Origin of the sequence: Bradyrhizobium sp. LLZ17 (genome assembly GCF_041200145.1) — a bacterium.
GTDB lineage: Bacteria > Pseudomonadota > Alphaproteobacteria > Rhizobiales > Xanthobacteraceae > Bradyrhizobium.
In genome coordinates this window covers 562,455-586,801 of record NZ_CP165734.1, presented here as the reverse complement: position 1 = coordinate 586,801, position 24,347 = coordinate 562,455, and the positions used below count along the sequence as shown (strand labels likewise).

Sequence of the window (24,347 nt, the reverse complement as noted above, 5' to 3'; positions counted from 1 at the left end):
AGTTTAGATCTGTGTCAGCCGTGTTGTCGGAATGGAATCTGGAAAATCGTGCCAAGTCATTGAAACGTCTGGAGCGGGTGAAGGGAATCGAACCCTCGTATTCAGCTTGGAAGTCTCGGATTTTCGCAGTGTTTCCAAAAGCCGTTCTGACATTTTCGGCTTTTTTGGCCCATTGAGATCATTGCGGAATTTCTCGTTGTCAGAATGGCGGTTGCGAGTCCCATGTTGCAGAACATTTGGCTCGGGTCGAGATAGGTTCAATCGGCGAGGTACAACAGATGCCCCCACAGACTCCCGCCGCTCGTGATTTTCCCTGGCCTCAACGGCTTGCCTAGCCAACCGCCCTATCCACCCACCCTGAGATTTGGCTTGCCCCTCAAGGCAGGTCCTCCGCCGGCCTCACCAGGCGTAGCGCACCGTACCCTTGCCGGCGTATGAGCGCGTCACGTTGGAGAACTCGCCCTCGAAGCTGGCCGAGGCCGACCACCCGTTCAGCCATTTCATCTCCGCTGAGACGGTGGTGAGCGCGGAGTCGGCTGCCGGCCGCGCACCGCTGACGACGAAGCTCGCACCGGGCAGCGCCTGGAACGTCGCGGCCACCGAGTGATCCGGATTGAAGTCGTGCGCCCAGGCGGCACGGCCACGCAGAGTGAGCACGCCGTTCTGCATGGCAAAGGACTTGTCGGCGCGAAGGCCGAGTTCGCTGCGGGTGTCGGTCACGCTCTTGGCGGCATAGGCCAGCGCGAACGCATTGCTGCCCGAGACGACCGTTTCGGCATAGGCCGGCAGGTTGAACGTCGTGAACTGGCCCGCGGCATAGGGCGTGAGGCCGATGCCGCCGATCCATGACGAGACGAAGCGATAGCCGCTTTCGAGCCGGCCGCTCCACGCATTGGCGTTGAACTCGGCGCGCAGGCGATCGACGCCGGCGAGTGTCACGGTGCGGTCGGTGGTGACATCCTGCCGGCCATAGGCCAGCGCCGCGGAGATATAGCTCGGGCCATTGGTGTGGTGGACGTAGGCGCCGGCCTGGAACAGGTCGGAGCGGCCGGAGCCGCCACCAGTCACAGAGAAGCTGGTGCCGCCGCCGGCGAGCGCGAAGCCGGCCAGTGTCTGCGGCGAGAAGGCGTATTCGGCGCCGGCGGCGGTGCCGAACAGGCGGCTGGTCGCGCTGTTCGATCCCTGCGCGGTGTTGCCGTCCGTCGTCTGCGATCCGGCGAAGCCGGAAGCCCACACGCTCCAGCGCTGCTCGAAGGTCCTGGTCGGTGGCGCCTTGGCCAGCATCGCAAAGGCGTCGCGCGCGGCGCCTGCCGGCGCGCTGTCGGCATAGGCCGGCGCAACGGAGCCGCCGGTGTCGCGGCCCGCGCCGGAGGGATCGGTGAGCAGGCCCATGAACTGGCCCATGGCCTGGAACGTGGTCCCTTGCGAACCCACCGCGGTCTCGCCGGAGGCCTGGGTCAGGCCGGCGGCGGTGAGCCCGCTATAGACCAGCGAGATGCCGCCGTTCGCGTTGAACGAGTTGATGATCGCATTGCCGACCTTCTGCTGATTGCCGGAAAGGCCGCTGCCCGGCGGCGCGACGAAGTCCAGGATCAGGTTCAGATAGGCGTGCGTGGCGTCGTAGCTCAGCGTGCGGCTGAAGTTCGACGGCAGGTTGGTCTCGACGACAGAACCGAACGTGCCGCTGACGCTGCCGGCGGTCAGGATGGCGTATTGCTTGGCGACGTAGCTGCCATTGGCATAGACCGCCTTGAGCGTCGATCCGCCCAGCGTCGCCGTGCCCGTGACGTTGGCAAAGCTCGACGTCGCCGGATTGATCTGCACCATGTAGTAGGCACCGGACTGCAGGGCGAGGCTGCCCACCACGTTCAATGACGAGTTGGCGGCGCCGTTGCCTGCCGCGAGCGTGCCGCCGGCGTTGACGGTTGTGGTGCCCACCGTGCCGCCACCGCCCAGGGCAGCGCCGCTGGTGACGGTGACGCCGCTCGAGGCGGCGATCGAGCCGCTCACGCCGAGCGCGCCGCCATCGACAATTGTGGCGCCGGTGTAGGTGTTGATGCCCGCCAGCGTCAGTGTGCCGGCGCCGACCTTGATCAGCGATGTCCCGGTGAGTATGCCGTCGCCGGTGAGCACGCCGGTGACAGTGGTTGACAGATTGTTGCTGCCAACCGTCAGCGCAGCGCCGTTGAGGTCGAAGCGGCCGATGCCGGCGATCGAGCCGGCGCTGATCTTGCCGTCGCTGTTCAGGCCGGGGGTGTAGAAATTGATGACGGCGCCGGGCGCGACATTGGTGAGCTGCGCGTTGTCGGGCGTCGAGTCGCCGTCGAACAGCACGTTGCTGCTGTTGATGATGATGGCGTTGCCGGCCGTGGAGTGGCCGTAGAACGTCAATTGATTGTTGTTGGTGATGGTGGCGTTGCCGGCCGTAGCGCTGGTGGCGAAGACCAACTGGGCGGCGTTGGTGATGGCCGCATTGCCGGCCGTGGCATTGGCGCTGAACGCCAGCGTGCCGGCGGAAACCGTCGCGCCGGAAAAACTTTCGGCGCCGGTCAAGGTCAGGGTACCGGCGCCGGACTTGGTCAGCGTGCTGCCGCTGACACCCTGGCTGATGACGAAATCGTTGGTGACGTCCGCAATATCGAATGTGCCGCCGCCGGCACCCAGATTGATGGTGCGTGCGGTGGCATTGAATGCCGTGCCGGTGACCTGCAGGGTCCCGCCGTTGAAGGTCAGGCTGCCCGCGAGGTCGCCGAGATTGGCGTCTGAGGAGACGCTGACCGTTCCGCCGGCGAAGGTGGTGCCGCCGGTATAGGTGTTGGCGCCTGACAGCGTCAGCGTACCGGTGCCAATCTTCACCAGCGAGCCGCCCGCGCCGCCGCTGTAGCCGCCATCGGCGATCACGCCGCTGACGGTGGTCGACAGATTGTTGCTGCCGACCGTGAGTTCGTTGGCGCCGAGATAGAAGGTGCCGTCGCCGGCGATCGAGCCGGCGCTGAGCTTGTTGTCGCCGTTCGGGCCGGAGCTGCCGGAGAAATCGAAGACGGCGCTCGGGTCGTTGTTGATCAGCTGCGCATTGCCCGCGGTCGAGTTGCCCTGGAAAGTGGTCGTTCCGACGGAATTGTTGAAGATGCCGCCGCCATTGTTGGTGATGACGGCGTTGCCGGCCGTGCTGGTGCCGCTGAAAACGAGATTATAGGTGTTGGTGATGGCCGCGCTGCCAGCCGTGCTGGCGCCGTCGAAATACGTCGCGACGTTGTTGGTGATGGTTGCGCTTGCCGCCGTGCTCGAGCCGCCGAAACTCAAGACGCCGTTGTTGGTGATGCCGGCGGTTCCGGCCGTGCTGGCTTGGTTGAAATTGGTTAAGTTGGTGTTGGTGATGACGGCATTTCCGGCCGTGCTCAAACCGTAGAAGGAAAGCATGCCGCTATTGTTGATCGTCGCGCTGCCAGCGGTACTGGTGTCGTAGAAGATCGCGTTGCCGGCGTTGGTGATGGTGGCGCTGCCGGCCGTGCTGGTGCCGTGGAAATTCAACGTGCCGCCATTGCTGTTGATGTTGATGGTGGCGCTGCCCGCCGTGCTCGAATTGTCGAAGCCGACGAAGCCGTAGTAGCCGCTGGTGATGTTGGCGTTTGCGGCGGAGCTCGTATCGCTGAAGATGAGCTGGCCGTAGGTGTTGTTGGTGATGGCGGCGCTGCCGGCCGTGCTCGTGCCGTAGAAGTATATCAAGCCGCCGTTGTTGGTGATGGTCGCGCTGCTGGCCGTGCTGCTGTCGCGGAAATTCATAATGCCGTTGTTGGTGATGCCAGCGCTTCCCGCCGTGCTCGAATTGTTGAAGGCCAGGGTGTTATTGTTGGTAAGGCTGGCGTTTCCGGCCGTGCTCGAATCGTTGAAGCTGACGGTCACGCGGTTGCCGCTGGCGGGATCGGTGGCGATGGTGGAGCTTCCGGCCGTGCTGCGGTCGTAGAAGTTGACGGTGCCGCTTCCCGTGTTGGTGATGGTCGAGGTCCCGGCCGTGCCATCGTCGTAGAAGGAGAGGGTGCCGCTGTTCGAGATGCTAGCCGAGCTGGCGCTGCTCGAGCCGAAGCGGGAGTTGTGGAAGGTCACGGTCCCGCTGTTGGAGATGCTGGTGGTGCCGGCAAGGTCCGAGTTGACGACGGCGAAGGTGCCGTCGGCGCCGACAGTGACCGCTCCGCGGATGGCTTGGCTGGCTCCAATGCTGGCAGAGCCGAGTTGTAGCGTGCCGCCGTTGATAGTGACGTCGCCGGCCATGGTCTGGTACCCGCCGGCGAGCGTCAGCGTGCCTGTACCGATCTTGACCAGCGAACCGTTCAGAATAATGCCGCCGGTTAGGACGGTTGACAGATTGTTCGAGCCAACCGTCAGTTGGTTGCCGCCAAGGTCGTATGTCCCGGCGCCGGCGATCGAGCCGGCCGTGACAGGACCCGACGTCAGGAATAGAATTTGACCTAGGCCACTCACGTTGAGGGCGGCATTGCCGGCCGTGCTGTGGTCAAAAAACTGGAGATCGCCGTTGTTGACGTTGATGGTGGCGGCGCCGGCGGTGCTTGATCCAACGAAGTTGCCCAACGCGTTGACGCCGTTGTAGTTGATCGTGACGCTGCCGCTGTTGACCGTGATTCCGGCGCCCGCCATGTTCAACTGGCCGCTGACATCAAACGTGTAGTTCGAGGCGCCGGCATTGAAGGTCCAGCCGCTCACACCGGCGTTCGAAATCGACAGGCTGGTGGTATTCGAGGTCCCGAAGGTGGCCGTGCCTGATGGCACAAAGCCGCCATCCCAGTTGGAGGCGGTGCCATAGTCGTTGCTAGCGGGAGAGGTGAGCCAGGTGCCATCCGACGCGCGCGCCGGCGCAGCCGGCAGCGCCCAGGCCAAGGCCAGCGCTGACGACGTCAACAGCGCGGCCCGCAGACGGCGAGTCGCCGCGAAACAATCTTTCCCCGTTCTCACCACTTCCCCCAGCACGCGACCCGCGAGTCCTCGACAGGATTCTTCGCATCGGGTCCGGGCTGGTGTCCTGATAAGGGGGTGGTCAGATTCTGAAGATTTCTGATATTTGTCTTTCAGAGCCGATTTTCGGGTATTTTCGGCAGACTTCCGCTATATGAGCCGCCTTGAGAGACGCTTTGGGGGATAGCTTGCTTCGTTTCGCCGGCTTCGAGCTGGACCAGCAGCGCGCCGAGCTGCGCGGGGCCAATGGCACGCCGATCAAGCTCCGCCCCAAGACCTTCGAGATGCTGCGGTTGCTCGCGACCAGCGGCGGCCGGGTGCTGAGCAAGCAGGAGCTGATGGAGGCCGTCTGGCCAAACGTCCATGTCGGCGAGGACAGCCTGTTTCAATGCATCCGCGAGCTTCGTACGACGCTTCATGACGAGCGGCGGCAGCTGATCAAGCTCGCCTCCGGCGGCGGCTATCTGCTGGCGACGGAGGTCGTGGAGGCGCCGGAGGTCCCGGCACAAGCCGAGGTGCCGCGCTCGGCTCCGACCAGGGGGACCGAACCCGAACCGCCGGCCGAGATCGTCGCGGTGGCCGTGAGGCCCGGGCGCGTCAGATTCGGGTTGGGCCGGCAGGCCACGGTCGCTGCCGCGGCCGGGCTCTGCGTGGTCATCATAGGGCTTGCGGTTGCCGCGCCCGTGCTGAAGCCGGATCTCCTGTTCAAGCGGACACCGCCGCGGCTCGCCGTGATGCCAATCGTCGATGCCAGCAACGACCCGCGCGGCGCGGTGATGGCCGCCGAGCTCACTGCTCGTCTCACGGACGGTTTTGCCAGGATCCAGAACATCAGCGTGGTTGCGCCACGATTGGCGGTGGTGGCGGGGGGCGAAAGCGCTACCATACCTGCCACCTCATCCGGCTACGAACTGCGTGGCGAACTGCAGCACGGCGATCAATCCTGGACGCTGCGGGCGCGCATCATCAAGGCGGGCACCGGCGAGGTTCAGTCGGTTGTTGCAGCTTCGGTCAATGGGGACGAGGCGGATGCGCAGCTAGCGCAATCGCGGCTCGCTGCCGGCGCCGGCCATGTGCTTGCGCGCCGCTTGAATGAAATCCTGGAGCCGAGTGCATCGTCATCGCGCAAATCGTCGGCGGGCGGCGACAGGGTCGCCGTCGAGCAGGCGCTCGCCTCGATCAACCAGACCACGCGCGAGCGTTTTGGCGCGGCGCAGAGCATGCTGCAGAAGGCGCTCACCGACGACCCTGATAACGTCGATCTCGCCGTCGCGCTCGCCTCGCTGCAGCTGCGCGGCATCCAGATGGTCTGGTTCAGCCCGGAGGAGGCCGTCGCGGTCGAGGCCAAGGCCAATGCGACGCTCGAGCAGGCGCTGCGGTCGAAGCCGAATTCGATTCCGGTGCTCGAGGCCCATTGCCGCTTCCTCAGCGCCACCAATCATTTCGTGGAAAGTCTCGTCACCTGCGGCAAGGCATTGAGCTTCGATCCGTGGAACGGCTCTGCGCTCTATCTGATCGGCTTAGGCCAAATCTATCTCGGCCGCTTCGACGATGCGCTCGCGATATTCCAGCAAGCCGATCGTTACGACACGCCGCCGGCCTCGCGCTGGACCTGGTTGCTCGGCGCGGGCCTTGCGAATGTCCTGATGGGGCGCGACGAGGAGGCGCTGCCGTGGTTGCAACGTTCGATCGCCGTAACGCCGGCGACCGGGCGCTCGCATTTGCTGCTTGCTGCCGCCTATCAGAGATCGGGTCGGTTCGAGGAGGCGAAGGCGGCGGTCGCGGAGGGACTGAGGCTGCGGCCCGGCACGACCAGGCTCACCGTCTGGCCGCCGATGAAGAACGCAAGTCCGGTCTGTATCGCAGCCTGGGATCGCGTCGTTCAGGCCGAGGTCGATGCCGGATTGCCGGAACAGTGAACGCGGTGGCGACCACGACGGCGTTGACCTCATTGCTCTGAGCTTTAGGCAGCATTAACTTCAAAGGATCGCTCGGATCGATGTCAGGAGCCTGGTTTAAGCGATTGGTCAAATCCCGGCAGCTCAACTTCAGTTCGGGAGCTGAGGCGCAGATCACCGTCGCAGGACACTACGCCGACTGATCGTCTGACCACTCATCCGCGCAAATTTTCGCGAAGCTTGTGTTCGATCCGTCCTTTCTTACGCCACTGTCGCCGATTTCCGCACGCGCGTTCAGTAGCTCTTCTCCAAACCAGGAGATTCGGTTTTGATGAGTTCGTACCTCAAGAGGTCCGGGGTAGCGCGGGGAATACGACAGCGCATCAAGCGACACGTGAAGCCGTCGATCGGAAAGCGAGCACCAGAACGTGTAATGCAGCCCATTTGTCAGAATGAAATCCGACCCTCTCGCTAAGTCTAGGAGCTAAGTCATTGAAACTCTGGAGCGGGTGAAGGGAATCGAACCCTCGTATTCAGCTTGGAAGGCTGCTGCTCTACCATTGAGCTACACCCGCATCACGGGCTCCCTAACACGGCCGGGCGGTGGTCTCAACTGTCCAGGAGGCGGCTTTCGGCAGCGTTCCCGGGCCTTGGTGGATGGCCATCGTTGCTTCCCGGCCGCCTCCCCTTAACAAGCGCGGCGTTGCCGCCTATATTGATGTCTTCCGCAACCAACGAAAGGAGGTGATCCAGTGTCTCTTACCAAGCGCTGTCACCTCGCTGGGATCGCCCGCTAAGCTTTGAAAAGGGCTTGGCATCGGGGCGCTCTCGGCCCTGGACCAGCGAGCAAGAAATCGGGCGCGACGGGGCTCTCCCCGCCGCGCCTTTTTCGTTGTATCGGGTCGTTGATATCGGGTGCGCCGCTCAGGCGGGCGGCTCGCCGGCGAGAATTTCGCGGATCTTCCGCGACAAGTCCGATTTCCGGTAAGGCTTCCTGAGCAGCGCCACGCCGGGATCGAGATGTCCCTCATGGACAATGGCGTCATCCGTGTAGCCGGAGGTGTAGAGCACCCTCACCCTGGGCTGGCGCAGCCGGACGGCTTCGGCCAATTCCCGCCCGTTCATGCCGCCGGGCATGATGATGTCGGTGAACAGGAGATCGAAGCTGGCGCCCTGCTCGACCAGCGCGAGCGCGGTTGCGCCATCGCTGGCGGTGAGCGTGCGATAACCGAGGCTGCCGAGCTGGGCGATGACATAGCCCTGCACCAGCGGATCATCCTCCACCACGAGGATTGTCTCGTGCCCGCGCGCCGCCACCGGCGCCTGCACCGGCCCCGTCCTGGCGGGCGCCTCGCCTGCCGATCGCGGCAGGAACAGCCGCATCACGGTGCCGCGGCCTTCTTCACTCTCGATCGCAACGGTGCCGCCGGTCTGCTTGGCGAAGCCGTAGACCATGCTCAGTCCAAGTCCGGTGCCGCGGCCAACCCCCTTGGTGGTGAAGAACGGTTCGAACACGCGGTCGCGGATGTCGGCCGGAATACCATGGCCGGTGTCGGCCACCGCGACCATGACGAACGGCCCGGTCTCGGCGTCGCCGTTGCCCGTCCCGTCGAGTTCCCGGTTGGCAGTTTCGATCGTGACCCTGCCGCCGCCCCGCATCGCATCGCGCGCATTGACGGCGAGGTTGACGATCGCCGACGAGAGCTGCGACGGATCGGCCATCGCGGGCCACGCATCGTCCGCGAGACGGGTCACGATCTCGACATGCTCGCCCAGGATCGGTTTCAAGAGCTTCGCCGTCTCCAGCACGAGAGCGTTGACGTCAATCTCACGCGGCTCCAGCGGCTGACGACGCGCAAAGGTCAGCAATTGCGAGGTGATCTCCGCGCCGCGCGCGGCCGCATCGTCGATGAGCTGGGCGATCGCGGCAAGCTCAGGCTTGTCCGCAAGTCCCTCCTGGATGATCTCGATGGTGCCGGTGATGACGGTGAGCACGTTGTTGAAATCGTGCGCGACACCGCCGGTGAGCTGGCCGATCGCGTCCATCTTCTGCGACTGGCGAAGCCGCTCCTCGGTCTCGTGCTGCTCGGTGAGATCGGTGGCCGAACCGCGATAGCCCATGAAGCGCCCGTCCGCCGCGAACACCGGCTGGCCGTTGACGCTGAAATGGCGCGGGTGTCCGGTCGCATCGCGGCCGCGATATTCGAACTTGCGGAACGGCTCGTGGCGATCCAGCGTCGCCAGGTGACCGCGCCATTTCTGCGGCTCGGCATCGCGGTCGAAGGCGGCATCCGAACGGCGCCTGCCGATCAGGGCCTTGTGGTCCATGCCGAAAGCATCGGCTCGATCCGAAATGTAGGTGAACACGTGATCCGGTCCGGTCTCCCAGAACCAGTCGGATGCGGTCTCGGCATAGTCGCGGAAGCGCTGCTCGCTCGCGCGTGCATCCTCCTCCGCGCGTCTGCGAATATTCAGGTCACGCTCGAGAGTCCCGTTGGCCTCGCGCAGCTCGCCATAGGCACGTTCGAGGTTGGCGCACATCGCGTGGAAGGCATCGATCACCTTGTCCAGCTCGTCCGGATCGCGAGGCGGCCGGCGATCGAGGTGCAAAGGCGGCGGCGGCCGTCCGAGGCTGTATTTGCCGACGAACTCGGCGATCGCAACGAGGTGCCGCGTCACGAGCAGATGAAACATGTAGATGATGAACAGGGAAACGAGGAACGTCTTTGCTGCCTGGCTTGCCAGAATGACGAGCGCCCTGTTCAGCAATTGCTGATAGACCTCGGCTAGCGTGGCCTCGACCCGCAGCGTGCCGATGGCGCGCGAGGTCCCCTGCACCATGGTGGTCAGCGGAAATTCCCGGGTCATGACCGAACGGGTATTTCGCTCGCCGACTTCGACGCGGATCGGATTGGGCCGATCGGCGACCTCGCGGATCTCTGCCGCACGGATATCAGGCAGCCGCAGAATGCCGTCGAGCTGGAGCTTGAGCTGGTTCTGATCGAGATTCCACAGACTCTCTCGAGGCTGCCCGTCGTGCTCCGGCCGATCTCGTCGAGCCGCGTCGCGATCAGTCCGATCTCGCGATCGTAATCCAGATAGAGTTGAAGGGCGGTCAGTGTCAGCGTCACGACGGATGAGAACAGCAGCACGGCCGCCAGCAAGCGGGGCCCGATGCCGCTGCGCGACCAGTTGAACATCCGTGACAGCAGCGCCGCGAACATCGGCGGCGTGAGTGCGGGGCCAATGCCGGTCAAATCCTGCTTCGCTGTCGCCGGCACAACGGCGCGGCCGCGCTTGGGATCCTCGTTACCTGCACCTGCGCTGCCCATGCACCACGTCCCCGAAAATGGCGATACCCTGCTCAGCTGCCGACCGCAGCCGCGACCAAGTTCAACGATCGAGACTCTGCCTCAGCGCGCGATGCGCGCAGTGATCCTGTCGGCCCATGGGCGGCTTGAGGTCGGCGGGGTCATATGTTGCGCCCAGCGACAGGAATCTCGCGCAAACTACCATCTCGCATGCTAGAATGACATCGGTGAAAGTCCGGAATCGCCCGCGCGGCGGGCGCGGTGTGAGCGTTGCGGCCCGGCGCAGACGCCATCTCCGGTAGATCGTGCGGGCATCTGAATCCAGTAGTGGCAATGCGCGCCAGAAGGCATGCCGAGGGAGACGCGTCATGTGGCGGATAGTCGTGGTCTGTCTGTCGCTGCTCGCAGCCGGCCCGTTGCAGGCGCAAGAGGTCATCCGGCTGGCGCGCATCGCCGACATCCCCGACCAATATGTCGGCGGCGAGATGCTGCGTGCCGTCTACGCCAAGCTGAACATCAAGCTCGAGTTTGAGGACGTCCCCGGCAAGCGCGCGCTCGCGCTGTCGAGCGCCGGCGAGGTCGACGGCGAGATCCAGCGGATCGGAACGCTCTCGCGCGACTACCCGACGCTGATCCAGGTGAGGCCCGCGATCAATTACATCGAGCCCGCCGTCTTTACCGCAAAACTTCATTTCGACGTCGACGGCTGGAATTCGATCAGGGACTACAGCATCGGCATCGTCCGCGGCGTCGGCTCGTCGGAAGCCGGTACGCGCGGCATGACCCGCGTCACGGCGACCACGAGCCTCGACAACATGGTCAGTATGCTCGATGCCGACCGGTTCGACGTGATGGTCACCGACCTGTTCAGCGGACTGGTGGCGGTCCGCAAACTCAACCTGCAGGCCAGGATCTACCCGCTCTCCCCGCCGCTTGAGCGCATCCGCATCTACCATTACCTGCACGAGCGCCATCGCGATCTGGTGCCCAAGGTCGGCAAGGTGATCGAGCAGATGGAGACGAGCGGCGAGTTGGCAACGCTGCGCGAGAGCATCGTCAAGCAGGTCCTGAGCGCGCCCTGACGCAGCCTGATCGATCGGGTTCCGGCATCGCTTGTTCGCAACCCTGACCACGTAATATTTTGTGCCTCGCCATTGTCGGGTTTGGCTGTGCCGATACGTCCTTTGGGCCCGCGCAAGCCAAAACAACGAGGTGACGATGTTCTACGCCATCCTGGCCTACCATGTGGAAGACGAGGTCATGTCCTGGACGGCCGAGGAGGACGCGACCGTCATGGCCAACTTGAGCGCCGTCCGCGAGCCGCTACGGGCCAAGGGCCATTTCGGGCCGACCGCCCGGCTCGACGAGACCCGCAAGGCTCGCACGCTCCGCGGGCCGGGTGCGGGAATCGTGCTGGACGGCCCCTTCGCCGAGACCAAGGAGCAGCTTCTCGGCTTCTACGTCATGGAGTTCGACAGCGACGACGGCGCTATTGCGGCGGCGCGCGAGCTGCGCAAGGCCAATCCGAGCGCGATTTACGAGATCCGCCCGATCAGGCTTTTCCTGCCCGCCGATGGGTTCGGCGCCACGCCGCCAGGCAAATAAGCGCCGGACTTGCGTGTCCGTGCCCGCCCGGCGCGCGGCCACAAAGTCCCAGCCCCGGTTCCACCGCGCCGCATTGCGATTCGCAAGCAAATCGCCGACCCTCGCCGTTTCACCGGGGCGATTCGTGGCGTCATATCTGGACACGCTCAATGCGGAGCAGCGCCGCGCCGTGGAGCACGGCGTGGCCGATGGCGCGACCGTGGGCGGGCCTCTGCTCGTCATTGCAGGCGCGGGCTCCGGCAAGACCAACACGCTGGCCCACCGCGTCGCACATCTGATCGTTGCGGGCAGCGATCCGCGCCGCATCCTGCTGATGACGTTTTCGCGCCGCGCGGCGGCTGAAATGGCCGGCCGGGTCGAGCGCATCGCCCGCAAAGTGCTCGGCGAAAACAATGCCGCGATCATGCGCGACGCACTCACCTGGGCGGGCACCTTCCACGGCATCGGCGCGCGGCTGTTGCGCGAATATGCCGAGCGGATCGGCGTCGACCCCGCCTTCACCATCCACGATCGTGAGGATTCCGCCGACCTGATCAACCTGGTCCGGCACGAGCGCGGCCTGTCGAAGACCGAGAGCCGCTTTCCGGCCAAGGGCACCTGTCTTGCGATCTACTCGCGCTGCGTCAATGCCGAGATGGAGATCGAGAAGGTGCTCGGCCAACACTATCCCTGGTGCGCGGGCTGGGCGGCCGAGCTGAAGGGGCTGTTCGCGGCCTATGTCGAGGCCAAGCAGGCCCAGCACGTGCTCGATTACGACGACCTCCTGCTCTACTGGTCGCAGATGATGAGCGACGCGCTGATCGCCGAAGAGATCGGCGGCCGCTTCGATCACGTGCTGGTCGACGAATACCAGGACACCAACCGCCTGCAATCCTCGATCCTGCTGGCGCTGAAGCCGGACGGACGCGGCCTTACCGTGGTCGGCGACGACGCGCAGTCGATCTACTCGTTCCGCGCGGCCACCGTGCGCAATATCCTGGACTTCCCGCAAAGCTTCTCGCCGCGCGCGGACATCATCACGCTCGACCGCAACTACCGCTCGACGCAACCCGTGCTGGCGGCGGCCAACGGCGTGATCGGGCTGGCGCGCGAGCGCTTCACCAAGAATCTCTGGACCGACCGCGCCTCCTCGCAAAAACCGCAGCTCGTGACCGTGCACGACGAGGCCGACCAGGCCCGCTACATCGTCGACGAAGTGCTGGCCAACCGCGAGCAAGGCGCGCTGCTCAAACACCAGGCGGTGCTGTTCCGGACGTCGTCGCATTCGGGGCCGCTGGAGATCGAGCTGACCCGCCGCAACATCCCCTTCGTGAAATTCGGCGGGCTCAAATTCCTCGACGCCGCGCACGTCAAGGACGTGCTGGCGCTGCTGCGCTTCGCCGAAAATCCGCGCGACCGCGTCGCAGGCTTTCGCATCCTGCATCTGTTGCCGGGCATCGGCCCCGCGACTGCGCAACGCGTGCTCGACCAGATGGCAGAGAGCCCCGATCCGATTGCCGCGCTCAGCCAGCTGCCGGCGCCGCCGCGCACCGGCGCGGACTGGACCGACTTCGCCCGCACGGTCGAAAACCTCCGCTATTCGGAATGGCCGGCCGATCTCGAGCGCGTGCGGCTGTGGTACGAGCCCCATCTCGATCGCCTCCACGAGGATTCCGAAACGCGCCGCTCCGATCTGATGCAGCTCGAGCAGATCGCAAGCGGCTATGCCTCGCGCGAAAAATTCCTAACCGAGCTCACGCTTGATCCGCCGGATGCGACAAGCGACAAATCCGGGCCACCCCTGCGCGACGAGGACTATCTGATCCTCTCCACCATCCACTCCGCCAAGGGGCAGGAGTGGAAATCGGTGTTCGTGCTCAACGTCGTCGACGGCTGCATGCCCTCGGATCTCGGCGCCGGCACCAGCGCCGAGCTGGAGGAAGAGCGGCGGCTGCTCTATGTCGCAATGACCCGCGCCAAGGACGATCTGCACCTCATTGTGCCGCAGCGCTTCTTCGTTCACGGCCAGGCCGCGAGGGGCGACCGCCACGTCTACGCCTCGCGCACCCGCTTCATCCCGGAGCAGGTGGTCCATCTGTTCGAGCGCACCGCATGGCCGAAGGCCGCCGCAGGCGCCGCCCGCACCGCGGCGCAGGGCCCCAAGGTCGATATCGGCGCACGGATGCGGGGGATGTGGCGGTAGGTCGGCAAACAGAAACCGAGCATTTCCGAATGTCGGCCTTGTGAGGCAGCAGTCACCTACTACCTCTCGCCCATCTTCCCCACAGAGACCTGATCGATGACCGCACCGCTCGAATTCGGACTAGATACCTTTGGCGATGTCACCAGGGATGCATCGGGCGCCATGCTTGCGCATGCGCAGGTGATCCGCAACGTCGTCGACGAAGCGGTGCTGGCCGACGAGCTCGGGCTCGATTTCATTGGGCTTGGCGAACATCACCGCGCCGATTTCGCGATCTCATCGCCCGAGACCGTGCTGGCCGCAATTGCCGCGCGCACCAGACGCATCCATCTCGGCTCGGCCGTAACGGTGTTGAGCTCCGACGATCCGATCCGCGTCTTCCAGCGCTTTGCCACGCTGGACGCGCTGTCGAACGGGCGCGCCGAGGTGATTCTCGGCCGCGGCTCGTTCACGGAATCATTTCCGCTGTTCGGCTTCGACCTGCGGGCCTACGAGGCGCTGTTCGAGGAGAAGCTCGACCTGTTCGCGGCACTGTTGTCGCAGCAGCCGGTGACATGGGAGGGCAAGCTGCGCCCGCCGTTGAAAGACCAGCTGGTCTATCCCCCGGTCGAGAATGGCCCGCTCAAAACCTGGATCGGCGTCGGCGGCAGCCCGCAATCGGTGGTGCGCGCCGCGCATTACGACCTGCCTCTGATGCTCGCCATCATCGGCGGCGATCCCACGCGCTTTGCGCCCTATGTTGATCTCTATCACCGTGCCTTCAAGGAATTCGGCCGGCCCGCAAAACCGATCGGCGTGCACTCGCCCGGCTATGTCGCCGACACCGACGCACAGGCACGCGAAGAGCTATGGCCGGACTACAAGGCCATGCGCGACCGCATCGGCAAGGAGCGAGGCTGGCCGCCGATGGGCCGCGACGAGTTCGTCAGCGAAGCCGAGCACGGCTCGCTCTATGTCGGTTCGCCCGAGACGGTGGCGCGCAAGATCGCCAAGACGGCGAAGACGCTCGGGATTTCGCGGTTTCAACTGAAATATTCGGCGGGCCCGCTGCCGCACGAGAAGCTGATGCGGAGCATCGAGCTTTACGGGCGTAAGGTCGTGCCGTTGGTGCGGGAGATGGTGGGTTGAGCGGGTGGGTTGGCTTGCCCAGCCGTAGCTCGCGAAGCGAGCGAAGGATGGTGGGGGAGGCAGGACTCGAACCTGCGAAGCCATAAGGCGGCTGATTTACAGTCAGCTCCCTTTGCCACTCGGGACACTCCCCCGCTCGACGGCAGCACAATCGGGCCGGACCTTGCCGGCGACCGAAGACGGCCATGGAACGTGAAGGCCGCGACAGCCCGGATGGGGGCGCGACCGGGCGCGGTTATCGGCGAAGCGGTGGGGTAAAGTCAACCGAGGCGAACAGCTAAAATCGCCCCGACACCACCCAAATTGCCATATTCCGGGACCCGTGACACAAGCGAGCCCATGAAGGATCGAAAATTCAACCCGAGGGGCCCCCGCGGTGGGTCTAAGCCCTTCAACAGGCCCGGAAAATCGGCTGGTCGCCCGGCCCGGCGCGATCGCGATTCGGACACCGACGGGCCCGTCATCCTCTATGGCTGGCACACGGTCACCATGGCGCTCGCCAACCCGCAGCGGCAGATCCGCAAGCTGACGCTGACCGAGAACGCCGCCCGCCGTCTGGCGGATGAAAACATCGAGACCCGTATCGCGCCGGAGATCGTCCGGCCGCAGGAGATCGACCGGCTGCTGTCACCCGATGCCGTGCACCAGGGCCTGCTTGCCGAGGCCGATCCCCTGCCCTCACCCGACATCGAGACGTTGGCGCAGGAAGGCATGGTGCTGGTGCTCGATCAGATCACCGATCCGCACAATGTCGGGGCGATCCTGCGCTCGGCCGCGGCGTTTGCGGTCAAGGCGATCGTCACCACCGCCCGCCATAGTCCGGAAGCGACCGGCGTGCTGGCGAAAGCCGCCTCGGGCGCGCTCGAGCTCGTGCCGATGATCACCGTGCAGAATCTCGCCCGCGCGCTGAACGAGCTGAACGACAGCGGCTTCCAGACCGTTGGTCTGGACAGCGAAGGCAGCGAGGACCTCAGCGACGTCGCGTTGCGCGAGCCGCTCGCGCTGGTTCTGGGCGCGGAAGGCAAGGGCCTGCGGCAATTGACACGCGAAACATGCAGTGTCGTCGCGCGGCTCGACATGCCCGGCGAGATCAAGAGCCTCAACGTATCGAACGCCGCCGTGCTCTCGCTCTATGTCGGCGCGAGCCGGCTCGGGCTGATGAAGCGATAGCAAAACAAAACGCCCGTCCGCGGATGCGAACGGGCGCTTGTGAACTCAACTCAACCGATCAGGCGATCAGTAATAGCGGCGCAGCACGCGGTGGCCGCCATAGTACGGAACGTGGCGGGGCGCGTAGCCATAACGCGGGCCATAGCCGTAATGCGGACGTGGCAGGTAGCTGTAGCGCGGACCGTAGCCATAGCGATGCGGACGATAATACGACCGGCGATAGGGATAGGCTGCCGGCCCTTCGACCGCGGCAGCGCCGCGATAGCCGTAGCCGTAACCGCGGCCATAGCCGTACTCAGCGGGCGCAACGACCGCATCCTCACGATAGGTCGGGTACGGCGCGAACGAGCCCGGGCCGGTATAGGTCGGGCCCTGATTGACATAATAGTACTGGCTCGTCGGCTCGGCGAGGCGCTCATAGCCATAACCAACGCCGTAGCCGCCGCAGCCGGTGTTACAGCCGGAATAGACCGGCGCAACCGGCTGGCACGGATTGAACCCGCAGGCCATGGCCGGCGCGGCCCCTGCGATCATCACGGCAGCCGCCGCGACCAGTCCCGAAATCATCTGACGCATTACTCTCTCCTGTTGATTTCCGTTTCGTTGGATTTGACGTTTCTTAACCGCGTGGCTCGTCGTGATCGGGCAGCTTGGCGGGCCCCTCGGCACGTGGTCGTCGCCGATGGTGCTGCGGATCGACGTTGATCTCGGGTGCAAGGATCACCGGCGGCGGGTTGATGGGGACATCCATCTGCGCCGGTAGCGGCGCGGAATGCGCGCCCCAGCTCTGGTGATAGCTCTCGGCCGGCTGCGGCAATTTGCGTTTCGCGGGCGGCTCGACCTCGAGCCGGCCATAGCCGGGCTGCAAACCCATGCTCGGATAATAGTGGCCGACATCGGAAGGCTGCCGCTCGGCGATATAGCGCCCGCCATAGATCGTGGGCTGCACCTGGACGTTCTTGCCCAGGCCCCAGACGCCTTCGACGACGGTATAGGATGCGTCGATGCCATTGATGATGATGGGAACGCCGGGACGGCCGGGCACGACGATATCGAAGCCGCCACCGGCGAAAGCCGTCGCGGGCAGTCCGATCAGAAAGGCCGTAAGCGCCAGAGCGCGCATGGAAGGGTTCCGGTTGTCGGGAACAGAACTATCCGATCGCGACGCAGAGAGGGTTAAAGCCGCTTGACCAAATGCCGGTAAGCCTAATGCGCAAGGGGCGATAGCAGCTCAAATGCTCTCAAGCGCACTAGCGAAGCGTTAACGGCGGAACCCTTCGACGCGCTCACATCCGTTTGACCGCCGGCGCGGGAATTCATCCCTGTTTCAGCGGAACGTCTCGCGTCTTCGACGTTTAGCCCGAACCGCAATCAGATCGGAGACGACGATGACGAAGATGAAGCTTCTCGGCGCCGCCGCTGTCGCAGCGACCATGTTGACCGGCTCCGCCATGGCCCAGGGGGTCGTGGGCAATCCGGGCCGCTGCGAGGCGCAATTCCCCAACGCCAATTGCCAGAATTTCGGACCCGGCAATCCCTACACCAGCAGCGGTTATCGCCATCACCGCGTGAGCTATCGCCAGAACCGTGGCGACTATAACGATTGGAACAGAACCCATACCGGCTTCTGGCCGACCGACGTCGCGGGTGACGTTGCGGGCGCAGCTATCGGCACGGCCGGAGCGATCGCCACCGCTCCGTTCCGGGCCATGGACAATAGCTACGCCTACGACAATTCCTATAATCGCGGTTGGGACAACCGCAGCTACGCTCAGCGCAACGGCTTCGTCTGCACGCCCGGCACCTGGTTCAAGGGCGACGACGGCCGCCGCCACATCTGCCAGTAAACGTTTGCATTCGGACGGAATCAGGCGGCCTCCGGGCCGCCTGATTCATGCCGCCACGCTGATCGCGGGTTCTGGCACTTTCCAACCAGGTCTGGTATTGCGACGCGCGGGCGGGCAGCCCGGCGCGGCCCCTGCCCGCTTCCTCGAAGCGTTGCCGGCTTAGCTCAGCGGTAGAGCAGCGGTTTTGTAAACCGAAGGTCGGGGGTTCAATCCCCTCAGCCGGCACCAGTGTTTACAATGGCTTAGCTGATAAATGTAGCCCCGCTTTTTCATTCGCCCGCCGCATCTAGGCTTTAGGGATACACGGGCTACACTCCGATAATGAAGTCCGTAGGGCACCACATTCGTACCTCGCCCGTCGGATTGGCACTCCCAAACTCGGCAAAGCATCCGCCGCAAAGACCGTCAACGGCTCGTTGCACGCGACGGCTCACCGAGTCGTCAACCAACGCTGAATGGTTCAGCAAACCATTCGCGGGACTCACCGCCTGGAATCGCCGGATGCTCCTCACATGAGAACGTTTCCGGTGAATCGGCGCCGGTTTGGTCAGCCGCGCCGTTAGACTTTCGCGGCCTAAACGTGAACAATACAGCCTCAAGCGCTTCGCGCGCGCAGTGCACATCAAGATGCGCCCCAGGAAACACATGCCGACTGCCTTCCCGTCGCCCGTCCCCGCAATTCCGACCGTTCCCTTGACCGCAGAGATGCACGATGCGTTGCGCGCGATCGTGGGCGAGAAGGGTCTTATCGAGGACGAGCACGGCATGCAGCCGTTCGTGACGGACTGGCGCGGCCTGCTGTTTGGCAGCGCCGGGGCTGTCGTTCGTCCTGGCAGCACCGAGGAAGTCTCTGATGTCGTCCGGCTCTGCCATGAGCACGGCGTCGCGATCGTGCCGCAGGGCGGCAACACCGGGCTGATGGGCGGGGCCACGCCCTGGCCCGCGCACACCGGCATCGTGCTGTCGCTCGGTCGGATGAACCGCGTGCTCGACGTCGATCCCGTCGGCTATGCCATGACGGTCGAGGCCGGCTGTGTGCTGGAAACGCTTCAGGAGACCGCGTCCAGTCATGACAGGTTCCTGCCGCTCAGCCTCGGTGCCCAGGGATCCTGCATGATCGGCGGCAACCTCTCGACCAACGCTGGCGGCGTGCAGGTGCTGCGCTATGGCAATGCCCGCAATCTCGTACTCGGGCTCGAAGTCGTGCTGCCCAATGGGGATATCTGGAACGGATTGCGCGCGTTGAAGAAGGACAACACCGGCTACGACCTCAAGCACCTCTTCATGGGCGCCGAAGGCACGCTCGGCATTATCACCAAGGCGGTGCTCAAGCTGTGGCCGGCGCCCAAGGATGTCTGCACGGCGTGGCTGGCCGTTCGCGATCCGCGCGCGGCACTGGAGATCCTCTCCGAAGCGCATGCGGCATCCGAGGACAATGTCGGGTCCTGCGAGCTGCTGAGCCGCGCGGCCGTCGACCTCGTGATGCGTCACATTCCCGGGGTCCAGGATCCGCTCAGGGCGGATACACCATGGTACCTGCTGCTTGAATGGTCGTCCTCGCGTCCACGACAGGACGGCGCCGACGGCATGTCGGAGAAGCTGGAGCAGTTTCTCGCCGATCAACTCGGAGCAGGTCGCGTGCTCGACGCGGTGATCGCGCAAACCGTCAGTCAATCGCGCAACATGTGGCGCATCCGGGAAGCCATGGCCGAGGCCTCCCGCGCCGAGGGACCGGGGATCAGCTACGATGTGTCGGTGGCGATCTCCAGGATTCCCGAGTTCATCGACAAGGGGCTCAAGGCCGTGCTCGACATTCTCCCGAGCATTCGCCCCTATCCGCTCGGGCATATCGGCGACGGCAATCTGCATTTCTCGTTCATGGGACCGATCGGCATGGATCAGCAGACGCTGAACCAATACACCGCCGCCATCACGCGCGCCGTGAACGACCTCATCACCTCCATGGGCGGCTCGATCTCGGCGGAGCACGGCATCGGCATCGAAAAGCTCGACGAGCTCAGCCGCTACCGCTCGAAGACCGAGCTCGACATCATGCGCACCATCAAGCGCGCTCTCGATCCGCAGAACATCATGAATCCGGGCAAGGTGCTGCGGGTGTGATGGAGGCCGAGCACCTCGCCGTTTCCTCAGCCGCGCGGGTTGACGATGGTGTAGCCTCGCAGCGAACGCGCGTGCATGCGTGTGGCGTGACCGCCCGAGTTGGCGTCATACGCCATCCACATGTCGCCACCGAGAGACTGCTCGAGAACAAAGACATGACCCCGTCGCGCCGCGACCATTCCTGGCGCCGGCGCGGCGCGTGGAAACCGCAGCCAGTTGGATGCCAGATTCAATTCCGGCACGACATGGCCGAACACGTGCAGCGCGGCGCCGCAGCCACAGAACGACGACGGGCAACCGGCGGGCCGGCCTCCGATGACGCGCTCGCCGGAGACGCTGATCGTCGTGGCGGTGTAACCCGCATTGGCCACCGACATCTGTGTCGCGCCATAGGCCTGCAATGACGGCCTCTGAGCCCGCCCGCGGCGCGGCTGCGCATACGAGAAATCGCAGGGCATGGTGACGTTGCACTCCGGCGCTTGAAGATTCCGAGAGGGCCGCGCTTCCGCGGCAATGGAGCTGGCGGCAATAGCGAGACACGCGGAAACAACTTGCTTGATCATTGCAGGACTCTGGGTTGGAGGGTCCTGCCCCGATAAGAACAACCAATAATGATTTGGCTGAAATGGGTCTGAAGAGCGGCGGGAGAAAGCGCGCGATTAACCTAGGTTAACTCCATGGCGCGAACGTCGATGCAATCGCGCGACAATCGCAGCGACGAAGAAGCAGCGAGCGAAGATATCGGCCACCGCAAGACATCTGGCGAGTGAGACGCCCGATCAGCGCGGTGCCGCCGATCAGCCTATAGACCATCGCCGCGAAAAGATGGAATGCGTGAGGGAAATGAAACCCAGCAGCGCAGCCAATGCGGTCATAACCACCGGCGTCGGTTCAGCGCCCCCGCGGCCTCCATTGCGGCACACCACCCGAATACGATCGCTGGTCCCAACATGGCTCCCGGTCCAGGATAGGTCCCGCGAAAAATCGAGGCGGCATCATTTCCCGCGGCATAGAGCCCGCCCAGCGGCTCGCCATCGCTCAAGAGCACACGCCCCTGCACATCCGTCCGCAGGCCCGCGCTGCTGGCGAGATCGGATGGCCAAACCGCCAGAGCGTAATAAGGACCGGGCCCGATGCTGCGCAGGCACGGGTTCGGCTTGTTCGACGGGTCACCATTGAACCGGTTCAACTCGCTCTCGCCGCGGCCGAACTCTTCGTCCACGCCGCTCTCTGCGTAGTGGTTATAGCGCTGGATGCTGGCGCGAAGTTCGGCCGGATCGGTGCCGATCGCCTGTGCCAGCCCTTCGACCGTATCGGATTCGCGGAGATAACCGGCGTTGATGAAGGTGTTGAGATTGCGCGTTCCGGGGTGGATGAGCCCCAGCCCGTAGTCGCGAATAAAGCGCCGGTCGCAAATCAGAAAGGACGGCACTCCGGATGTGTTGCCGTCGGCCCGCAGCATGGCTACGACGAAGTCGTGATAGAGTCGGCCTCGTTGACGAAACGCCGGCCGGCGCCGTTCACGGCAACAAGCCCCGGTTTTGCCCGATCGAGGATAATGTGCGGGAAGACCGAAAGATGCCCGTCCGCCTGCCGCATGACCGAGCTCGGCATCCACAGAGCGGGGGCTCTCCAGATCTGAGATGATCTCGCCGCCAACTGCTTCCGCCGCCGAAAGCCCGTCGCCGGTAATGGATGGCGGCGCCATCGAAAAGCGCTGCGCCTGAGGCGGCAGCAGCCGTGCGCGCAGCCCCGCGCCCCACCCTATGCCGCCCGTCGCCAGTACGACGCCCTTGCTTGCATCGATGGAGAGGGTGCCGTCACGACTCGTGAACATCGCGCCGGTCACGCGGCCGTCTTTGACAACCAACTTCTGCAGGGCGGTATCGAACCGCACGTCGACACCCGTTCTGCGCAGATCGTAGAACAGCCGGCCGGCCAGCGCATTGCCCATCACCAGCCGCGTTCCCCGCGGGTAGCGAATGCGGTCCAGGGATTGTCGCCACAGGAGCCGGAATGCGTGGGTGAAATTGCTCCATGATCGAAGCGGATGCAGCAGCGGCTCTACATCAGTCTTTCCCACCATCATGCCGCCGAGGACCATGAACTCGCGTCGCGGTGGCCTCAGCCGGTCGAAGTCGGCGCCGAGCTTGCGACCGTCGAAAGCCATGGCCGCGAGCGCCCTGCCGCCGACGGCGGCGCCCGGCAGCGCCTTGTAGTCGGGATGGACCGGCGGCGCGGCAAATCGGAGGCTGGTTCGTGCCTCGAGGTCGTCGAGCGCGCGCGGAGCCATCCTGAGGTAGAAGTCCAGCCGGGCGTCGTTCGCATGTTCGCCAAGTATCGCACCGAGGTAGGTCCTGGCGGCTTCGGTCGTATCCGGTGTGCCTGCGCTCCGACTCTGGCTGCTGCCCGAATCCAGACGCTGCCTGCCGAAAACGCGGTGGTGCCACCCACCATGTCCGATTTTTCGCAGAGCACGACCTTGAGCCCTTCGAGCGCGCCGACCAGCGCCGCAGTCATCCCTGCGGCACCAGCCCCGACAACAAGAAGATCACTCTCGAGGTCCCACGGCTGTTCCCGGTGCGGCGGCATTAATCACGGCCTTCCATTGCCTGGCCCCTCGGCATGATCGGCAGCGACGGTTGCATCGGGCCAATCGCGCGTTCAAATCGTCTCCTCGCCGTAGGCGCGGCGAACCGCGGCAGGCGTGTAGTCGCCGTTCTCGAATCCGAGAAATGTCTGCATGGCCACGAGTTGTTGATCCATCATCACCGTTCCCGACTGCACGTGGCAGCCGCATGCGGCCGCGGCCGTGGAAGGGGATGCAGAGCGCATTGACGCCATTGGCGCGGACGAGCGCACTCCAAACCTCCGGAGCGCGCGCCCTGCGCGATCGGATCGCCGAAGATCCCGAGCACCCTCGTCGCGCCATCGACGATCTTCACGCGACGTCCTCTGCCGTCAGGAGATAAGCGAGATCGTAGATCCCAGCCAGATGCGACGTGATGGTCAATGCTGCATCGAGGAGCTTTTGAACGTCGGGCAAAACCCGCCTCAACTCACGGCGGCCGACGCCGTCCACGAGCACCACCGCATCGAAGACGTCCTCGCCGGTCGAGGCGCGCAGTTCGCTTTCCCGGGTCTTGGCGCGTGTGGTCTGCGGGGCGGCCACGCCCAGATGCGCGCCACACACGCCATCGATGAGAGCGATCCGATGCGCCAGACGGTCGGCGGCCGCCTCGAACCCAGCCAGTTCAGCTTCACGCGTGTTGAGCCTGATGGTGGCCATGGCGCCGCCGAAACCGCGTCCAGTGCTGGCCGACAGGACGCACGCCGAGCGCGCGAAGTTCCGGAAATTCGGCTGGACACGGTTGCTCCAGGGCGTCGGGTTGTTGAGCCGCGCGCGATATCCGTCTGAGCTCAGGACTTCAAGCGTGCGCGTCTCGTAGAGCGTGAACCAGCGCTGATGGGCCAAGTCCCAGTCGACGCCGCGCCGGCCGGCCAGAAAGCCGGGAACCCCGAGCCGCTCCGGCATGTGCTGGCGCGTATGCCAGTCGCTGTATTCCGCCTCGCCGCTGGCTTCGATATCGTGCCAGATCGCCATGAAAGCTCTGCCCTTAAGCGGCATGTCCGCTCCTCCTCAAGACTCTGCAATAAGCCCGGCATCGTGGCCGCCGACGGCTCAAACCAGCATCTCCTTCATCGCTGCGACAGCCGTGCGATAGCCATTCGCACCGAGCCCGGCGATCACCGAGGTCGCGACCTTGGATACCAGCGAGTTGTGATAGACGCTTTCGCGCCGGTGGATATTGGAGATATGCAGCTCGATGATCGGCCCGGGGAACATCTTCAGCGCGTCCATCAGCGCGATCGAGGTGAACGTCCATCCCGCGGGGTTGATGATGATGCCGGCGGCGCCATCATCGATCGCCTCGTGGATCCAGTCGATCATCTGACCTTCGTGATTGGTCTGGCGAAATTCGAGCGCGCGGCTGCCGCCTTCGTTGCGGCACATCGATTCGATTTCGGCGAGGGTCGTGCGGCCGTAGATCTCCGGCTCGCGCTTGCCGAGCCGGTTCAGGTTAGGTCCGTTGAGCACATAAATCGCGTTCTGCAT

At 64.5% G+C, this 24,347-nt stretch carries 15 protein-coding genes, 3 tRNA genes and 2 pseudogenes; 9 read left to right on the top strand and 11 right to left on the bottom strand.

What is annotated here, in order from left to right; translation table 11 throughout:
- Positions 1-399 precede the first annotated feature (399 nt).
- Positions 400-4,914, bottom strand: coding sequence for an autotransporter domain-containing protein (locus AB8Z38_RS02840; protein WP_369723044.1), 4,515 nt, complete (start codon positions 4,912-4,914; stop codon positions 400-402).
- 242 nt (positions 4,915-5,156) lie between these two features.
- On the opposite strand from AB8Z38_RS02840, the gene AB8Z38_RS02835 reads away from it, so the two are divergent.
- Positions 5,157-6,887 (top strand): winged helix-turn-helix domain-containing protein, encoded by a 1,731-nt coding sequence (locus AB8Z38_RS02835; protein ID WP_369723042.1) that lies wholly within the window; start codon positions 5,157-5,159, stop codon positions 6,885-6,887.
- Between the two features lie 480 nt (positions 6,888-7,367).
- On the opposite strand, the gene AB8Z38_RS02830 is transcribed toward AB8Z38_RS02835, so the two are convergent.
- Positions 7,368-7,441 (bottom strand) — tRNA-Gly (locus AB8Z38_RS02830).
- 349 nt (positions 7,442-7,790) lie between these two features.
- Positions 7,791-10,198, bottom strand: a pseudogene (locus AB8Z38_RS02825) (ATP-binding protein).
- 347 nt (positions 10,199-10,545) lie between these two features.
- On the opposite strand from AB8Z38_RS02825, the gene AB8Z38_RS02820 reads away from it, so the two are divergent.
- The 4 genes from AB8Z38_RS02820 to AB8Z38_RS02805 all read left to right on the top strand — a co-directional run bounded on the left by AB8Z38_RS02820 (position 10,546) and on the right by AB8Z38_RS02805 (position 15,092).
- Entirely contained in the window at positions 10,546-11,259 is a 714-nt protein-coding gene (locus tag AB8Z38_RS02820) for a substrate-binding periplasmic protein (RefSeq protein ID WP_369723040.1), read from the top strand.
- 136 nt (positions 11,260-11,395) lie between these two features.
- The gene (locus AB8Z38_RS02815; protein ID WP_369723039.1) at positions 11,396-11,782 is read left to right on the top strand and encodes a YciI family protein; all 387 of its coding nucleotides are present in this window, start codon (positions 11,396-11,398) and stop codon (positions 11,780-11,782) included.
- 124 nt (positions 11,783-11,906) lie between these two features.
- Positions 11,907-13,964, top strand: a complete 2,058-nt coding sequence (locus AB8Z38_RS02810) for an ATP-dependent helicase (protein ID WP_369723037.1) — start codon at positions 11,907-11,909, stop codon at positions 13,962-13,964.
- Between the two features lie 96 nt (positions 13,965-14,060).
- Positions 14,061-15,092, top strand: a complete 1,032-nt coding sequence (locus AB8Z38_RS02805; RefSeq protein WP_369723035.1) for an LLM class flavin-dependent oxidoreductase — start codon at positions 14,061-14,063, stop codon at positions 15,090-15,092.
- Positions 15,093-15,140: 48 nt separating this feature from the next.
- Here AB8Z38_RS02805 and AB8Z38_RS02800 read toward each other — a convergent pair.
- Positions 15,141-15,226: transfer RNA gene (locus AB8Z38_RS02800), tRNA-Tyr, on the bottom strand.
- A 205-nt stretch (positions 15,227-15,431) separates the two neighbouring features.
- On the opposite strand from AB8Z38_RS02800, the gene rlmB reads away from it, so the two are divergent.
- Positions 15,432-16,262, top strand: a complete 831-nt coding sequence (gene rlmB / locus AB8Z38_RS02795; RefSeq protein ID WP_369723034.1) for a 23S rRNA (guanosine(2251)-2'-O)-methyltransferase RlmB — start codon at positions 15,432-15,434, stop codon at positions 16,260-16,262.
- A 66-nt stretch (positions 16,263-16,328) separates the two neighbouring features.
- Here rlmB and AB8Z38_RS02790 read toward each other — a convergent pair whose 3' ends face one another.
- Positions 16,329-16,838, bottom strand: a complete 510-nt coding sequence (locus AB8Z38_RS02790; protein WP_369723032.1) for a hypothetical protein — start codon at positions 16,836-16,838, stop codon at positions 16,329-16,331.
- A 43-nt stretch (positions 16,839-16,881) separates the two neighbouring features.
- Positions 16,882-17,385 carry a hypothetical protein gene (locus tag AB8Z38_RS02785; protein ID WP_369723031.1) on the bottom strand — a complete coding sequence of 168 codons (504 nt, stop codon included), beginning with the start codon at positions 17,383-17,385 and terminating at the stop codon, positions 16,882-16,884.
- A 265-nt stretch (positions 17,386-17,650) separates the two neighbouring features.
- Here AB8Z38_RS02785 and AB8Z38_RS02780 point away from each other — a divergent pair, with 265 nt between their 5' ends.
- From AB8Z38_RS02780 to AB8Z38_RS02770, 3 genes are all read left to right on the top strand, one after another.
- Entirely contained in the window at positions 17,651-18,109 is a 459-nt protein-coding gene (locus AB8Z38_RS02780; protein WP_369723030.1) for a hypothetical protein, read from the top strand.
- Positions 18,110-18,262: 153 nt separating this feature from the next.
- Positions 18,263-18,337: transfer RNA gene (locus AB8Z38_RS02775), tRNA-Thr, on the top strand.
- Positions 18,338-18,754: 417 nt separating this feature from the next.
- The gene (locus AB8Z38_RS02770) at positions 18,755-20,230 is read left to right on the top strand and encodes an FAD-binding oxidoreductase (protein ID WP_369723029.1); all 1,476 of its coding nucleotides are present in this window, start codon (positions 18,755-18,757) and stop codon (positions 20,228-20,230) included.
- Between the two features lie 26 nt (positions 20,231-20,256).
- Here the strand turns inward: AB8Z38_RS02770 and AB8Z38_RS02765 are convergent, their stop codons facing one another.
- The 5 genes and pseudogenes from AB8Z38_RS02765 to AB8Z38_RS02745 all read right to left on the bottom strand — a co-directional run bounded on the left by AB8Z38_RS02765 (position 20,257) and on the right by AB8Z38_RS02745 (position 24,347).
- The gene (locus AB8Z38_RS02765; RefSeq protein ID WP_369723028.1) at positions 20,257-20,793 is read right to left on the bottom strand and encodes a hypothetical protein; all 537 of its coding nucleotides are present in this window, start codon (positions 20,791-20,793) and stop codon (positions 20,257-20,259) included.
- 308 nt (positions 20,794-21,101) lie between these two features.
- Positions 21,102-22,571 (bottom strand): FAD-binding protein, encoded by a 1,470-nt coding sequence (locus tag AB8Z38_RS02760; protein ID WP_369726729.1) that lies wholly within the window; start codon positions 22,569-22,571, stop codon positions 21,102-21,104.
- A 125-nt stretch (positions 22,572-22,696) separates the two neighbouring features.
- Positions 22,697-22,750, bottom strand: a pseudogene (locus AB8Z38_RS02755) (hypothetical protein); the annotation flags it as partial.
- Positions 22,751-23,171: 421 nt separating this feature from the next.
- Positions 23,172-23,834, bottom strand: coding sequence for a hypothetical protein (locus tag AB8Z38_RS02750; protein ID WP_369723026.1), 663 nt, complete (start codon positions 23,832-23,834; stop codon positions 23,172-23,174).
- Between the two features lie 78 nt (positions 23,835-23,912).
- Positions 23,913-24,347, bottom strand: a complete 435-nt coding sequence (locus AB8Z38_RS02745; protein ID WP_369723024.1) for a type II 3-dehydroquinate dehydratase — start codon at positions 24,345-24,347, stop codon at positions 23,913-23,915.

Coding starts and splice junctions, on each gene's coding strand:
- AB8Z38_RS02790 (WP_369723032.1), bottom strand. CDS start 16,838: ATGCGTCAGATGATTTCGGGACTGGTCGCGGCGGCTGCCGTGATGATC.
- AB8Z38_RS02765 (WP_369723028.1), bottom strand. CDS start 20,793: ATGATCAAGCAAGTTGTTTCCGCGTGTCTCGCTATTGCCGCCAGCTCC.
- AB8Z38_RS02770 (WP_369723029.1), top strand. CDS start 18,755: ATGCCGACTGCCTTCCCGTCGCCCGTCCCCGCAATTCCGACCGTTCCC.
- AB8Z38_RS02815 (WP_369723039.1), top strand. CDS start 11,396: ATGTTCTACGCCATCCTGGCCTACCATGTGGAAGACGAGGTCATGTCC.
- AB8Z38_RS02785 (WP_369723031.1), bottom strand. CDS start 17,385: ATGCGCGCTCTGGCGCTTACGGCCTTTCTGATCGGACTGCCCGCGACG.
- AB8Z38_RS02780 (WP_369723030.1), top strand. CDS start 17,651: ATGACGAAGATGAAGCTTCTCGGCGCCGCCGCTGTCGCAGCGACCATG.
- AB8Z38_RS02805 (WP_369723035.1), top strand. CDS start 14,061: ATGACCGCACCGCTCGAATTCGGACTAGATACCTTTGGCGATGTCACC.
- rlmB (WP_369723034.1), top strand. CDS start 15,432: ATGAAGGATCGAAAATTCAACCCGAGGGGCCCCCGCGGTGGGTCTAAG.
- AB8Z38_RS02750 (WP_369723026.1), bottom strand. CDS start 23,834: ATGGCGATCTGGCACGATATCGAAGCCAGCGGCGAGGCGGAATACAGC.
- AB8Z38_RS02745 (WP_369723024.1), bottom strand. CDS start 24,347: ATGCAGAACGCGATTTATGTGCTCAACGGACCTAACCTGAACCGGCTC.
- AB8Z38_RS02820 (WP_369723040.1), top strand. CDS start 10,546: ATGTGGCGGATAGTCGTGGTCTGTCTGTCGCTGCTCGCAGCCGGCCCG.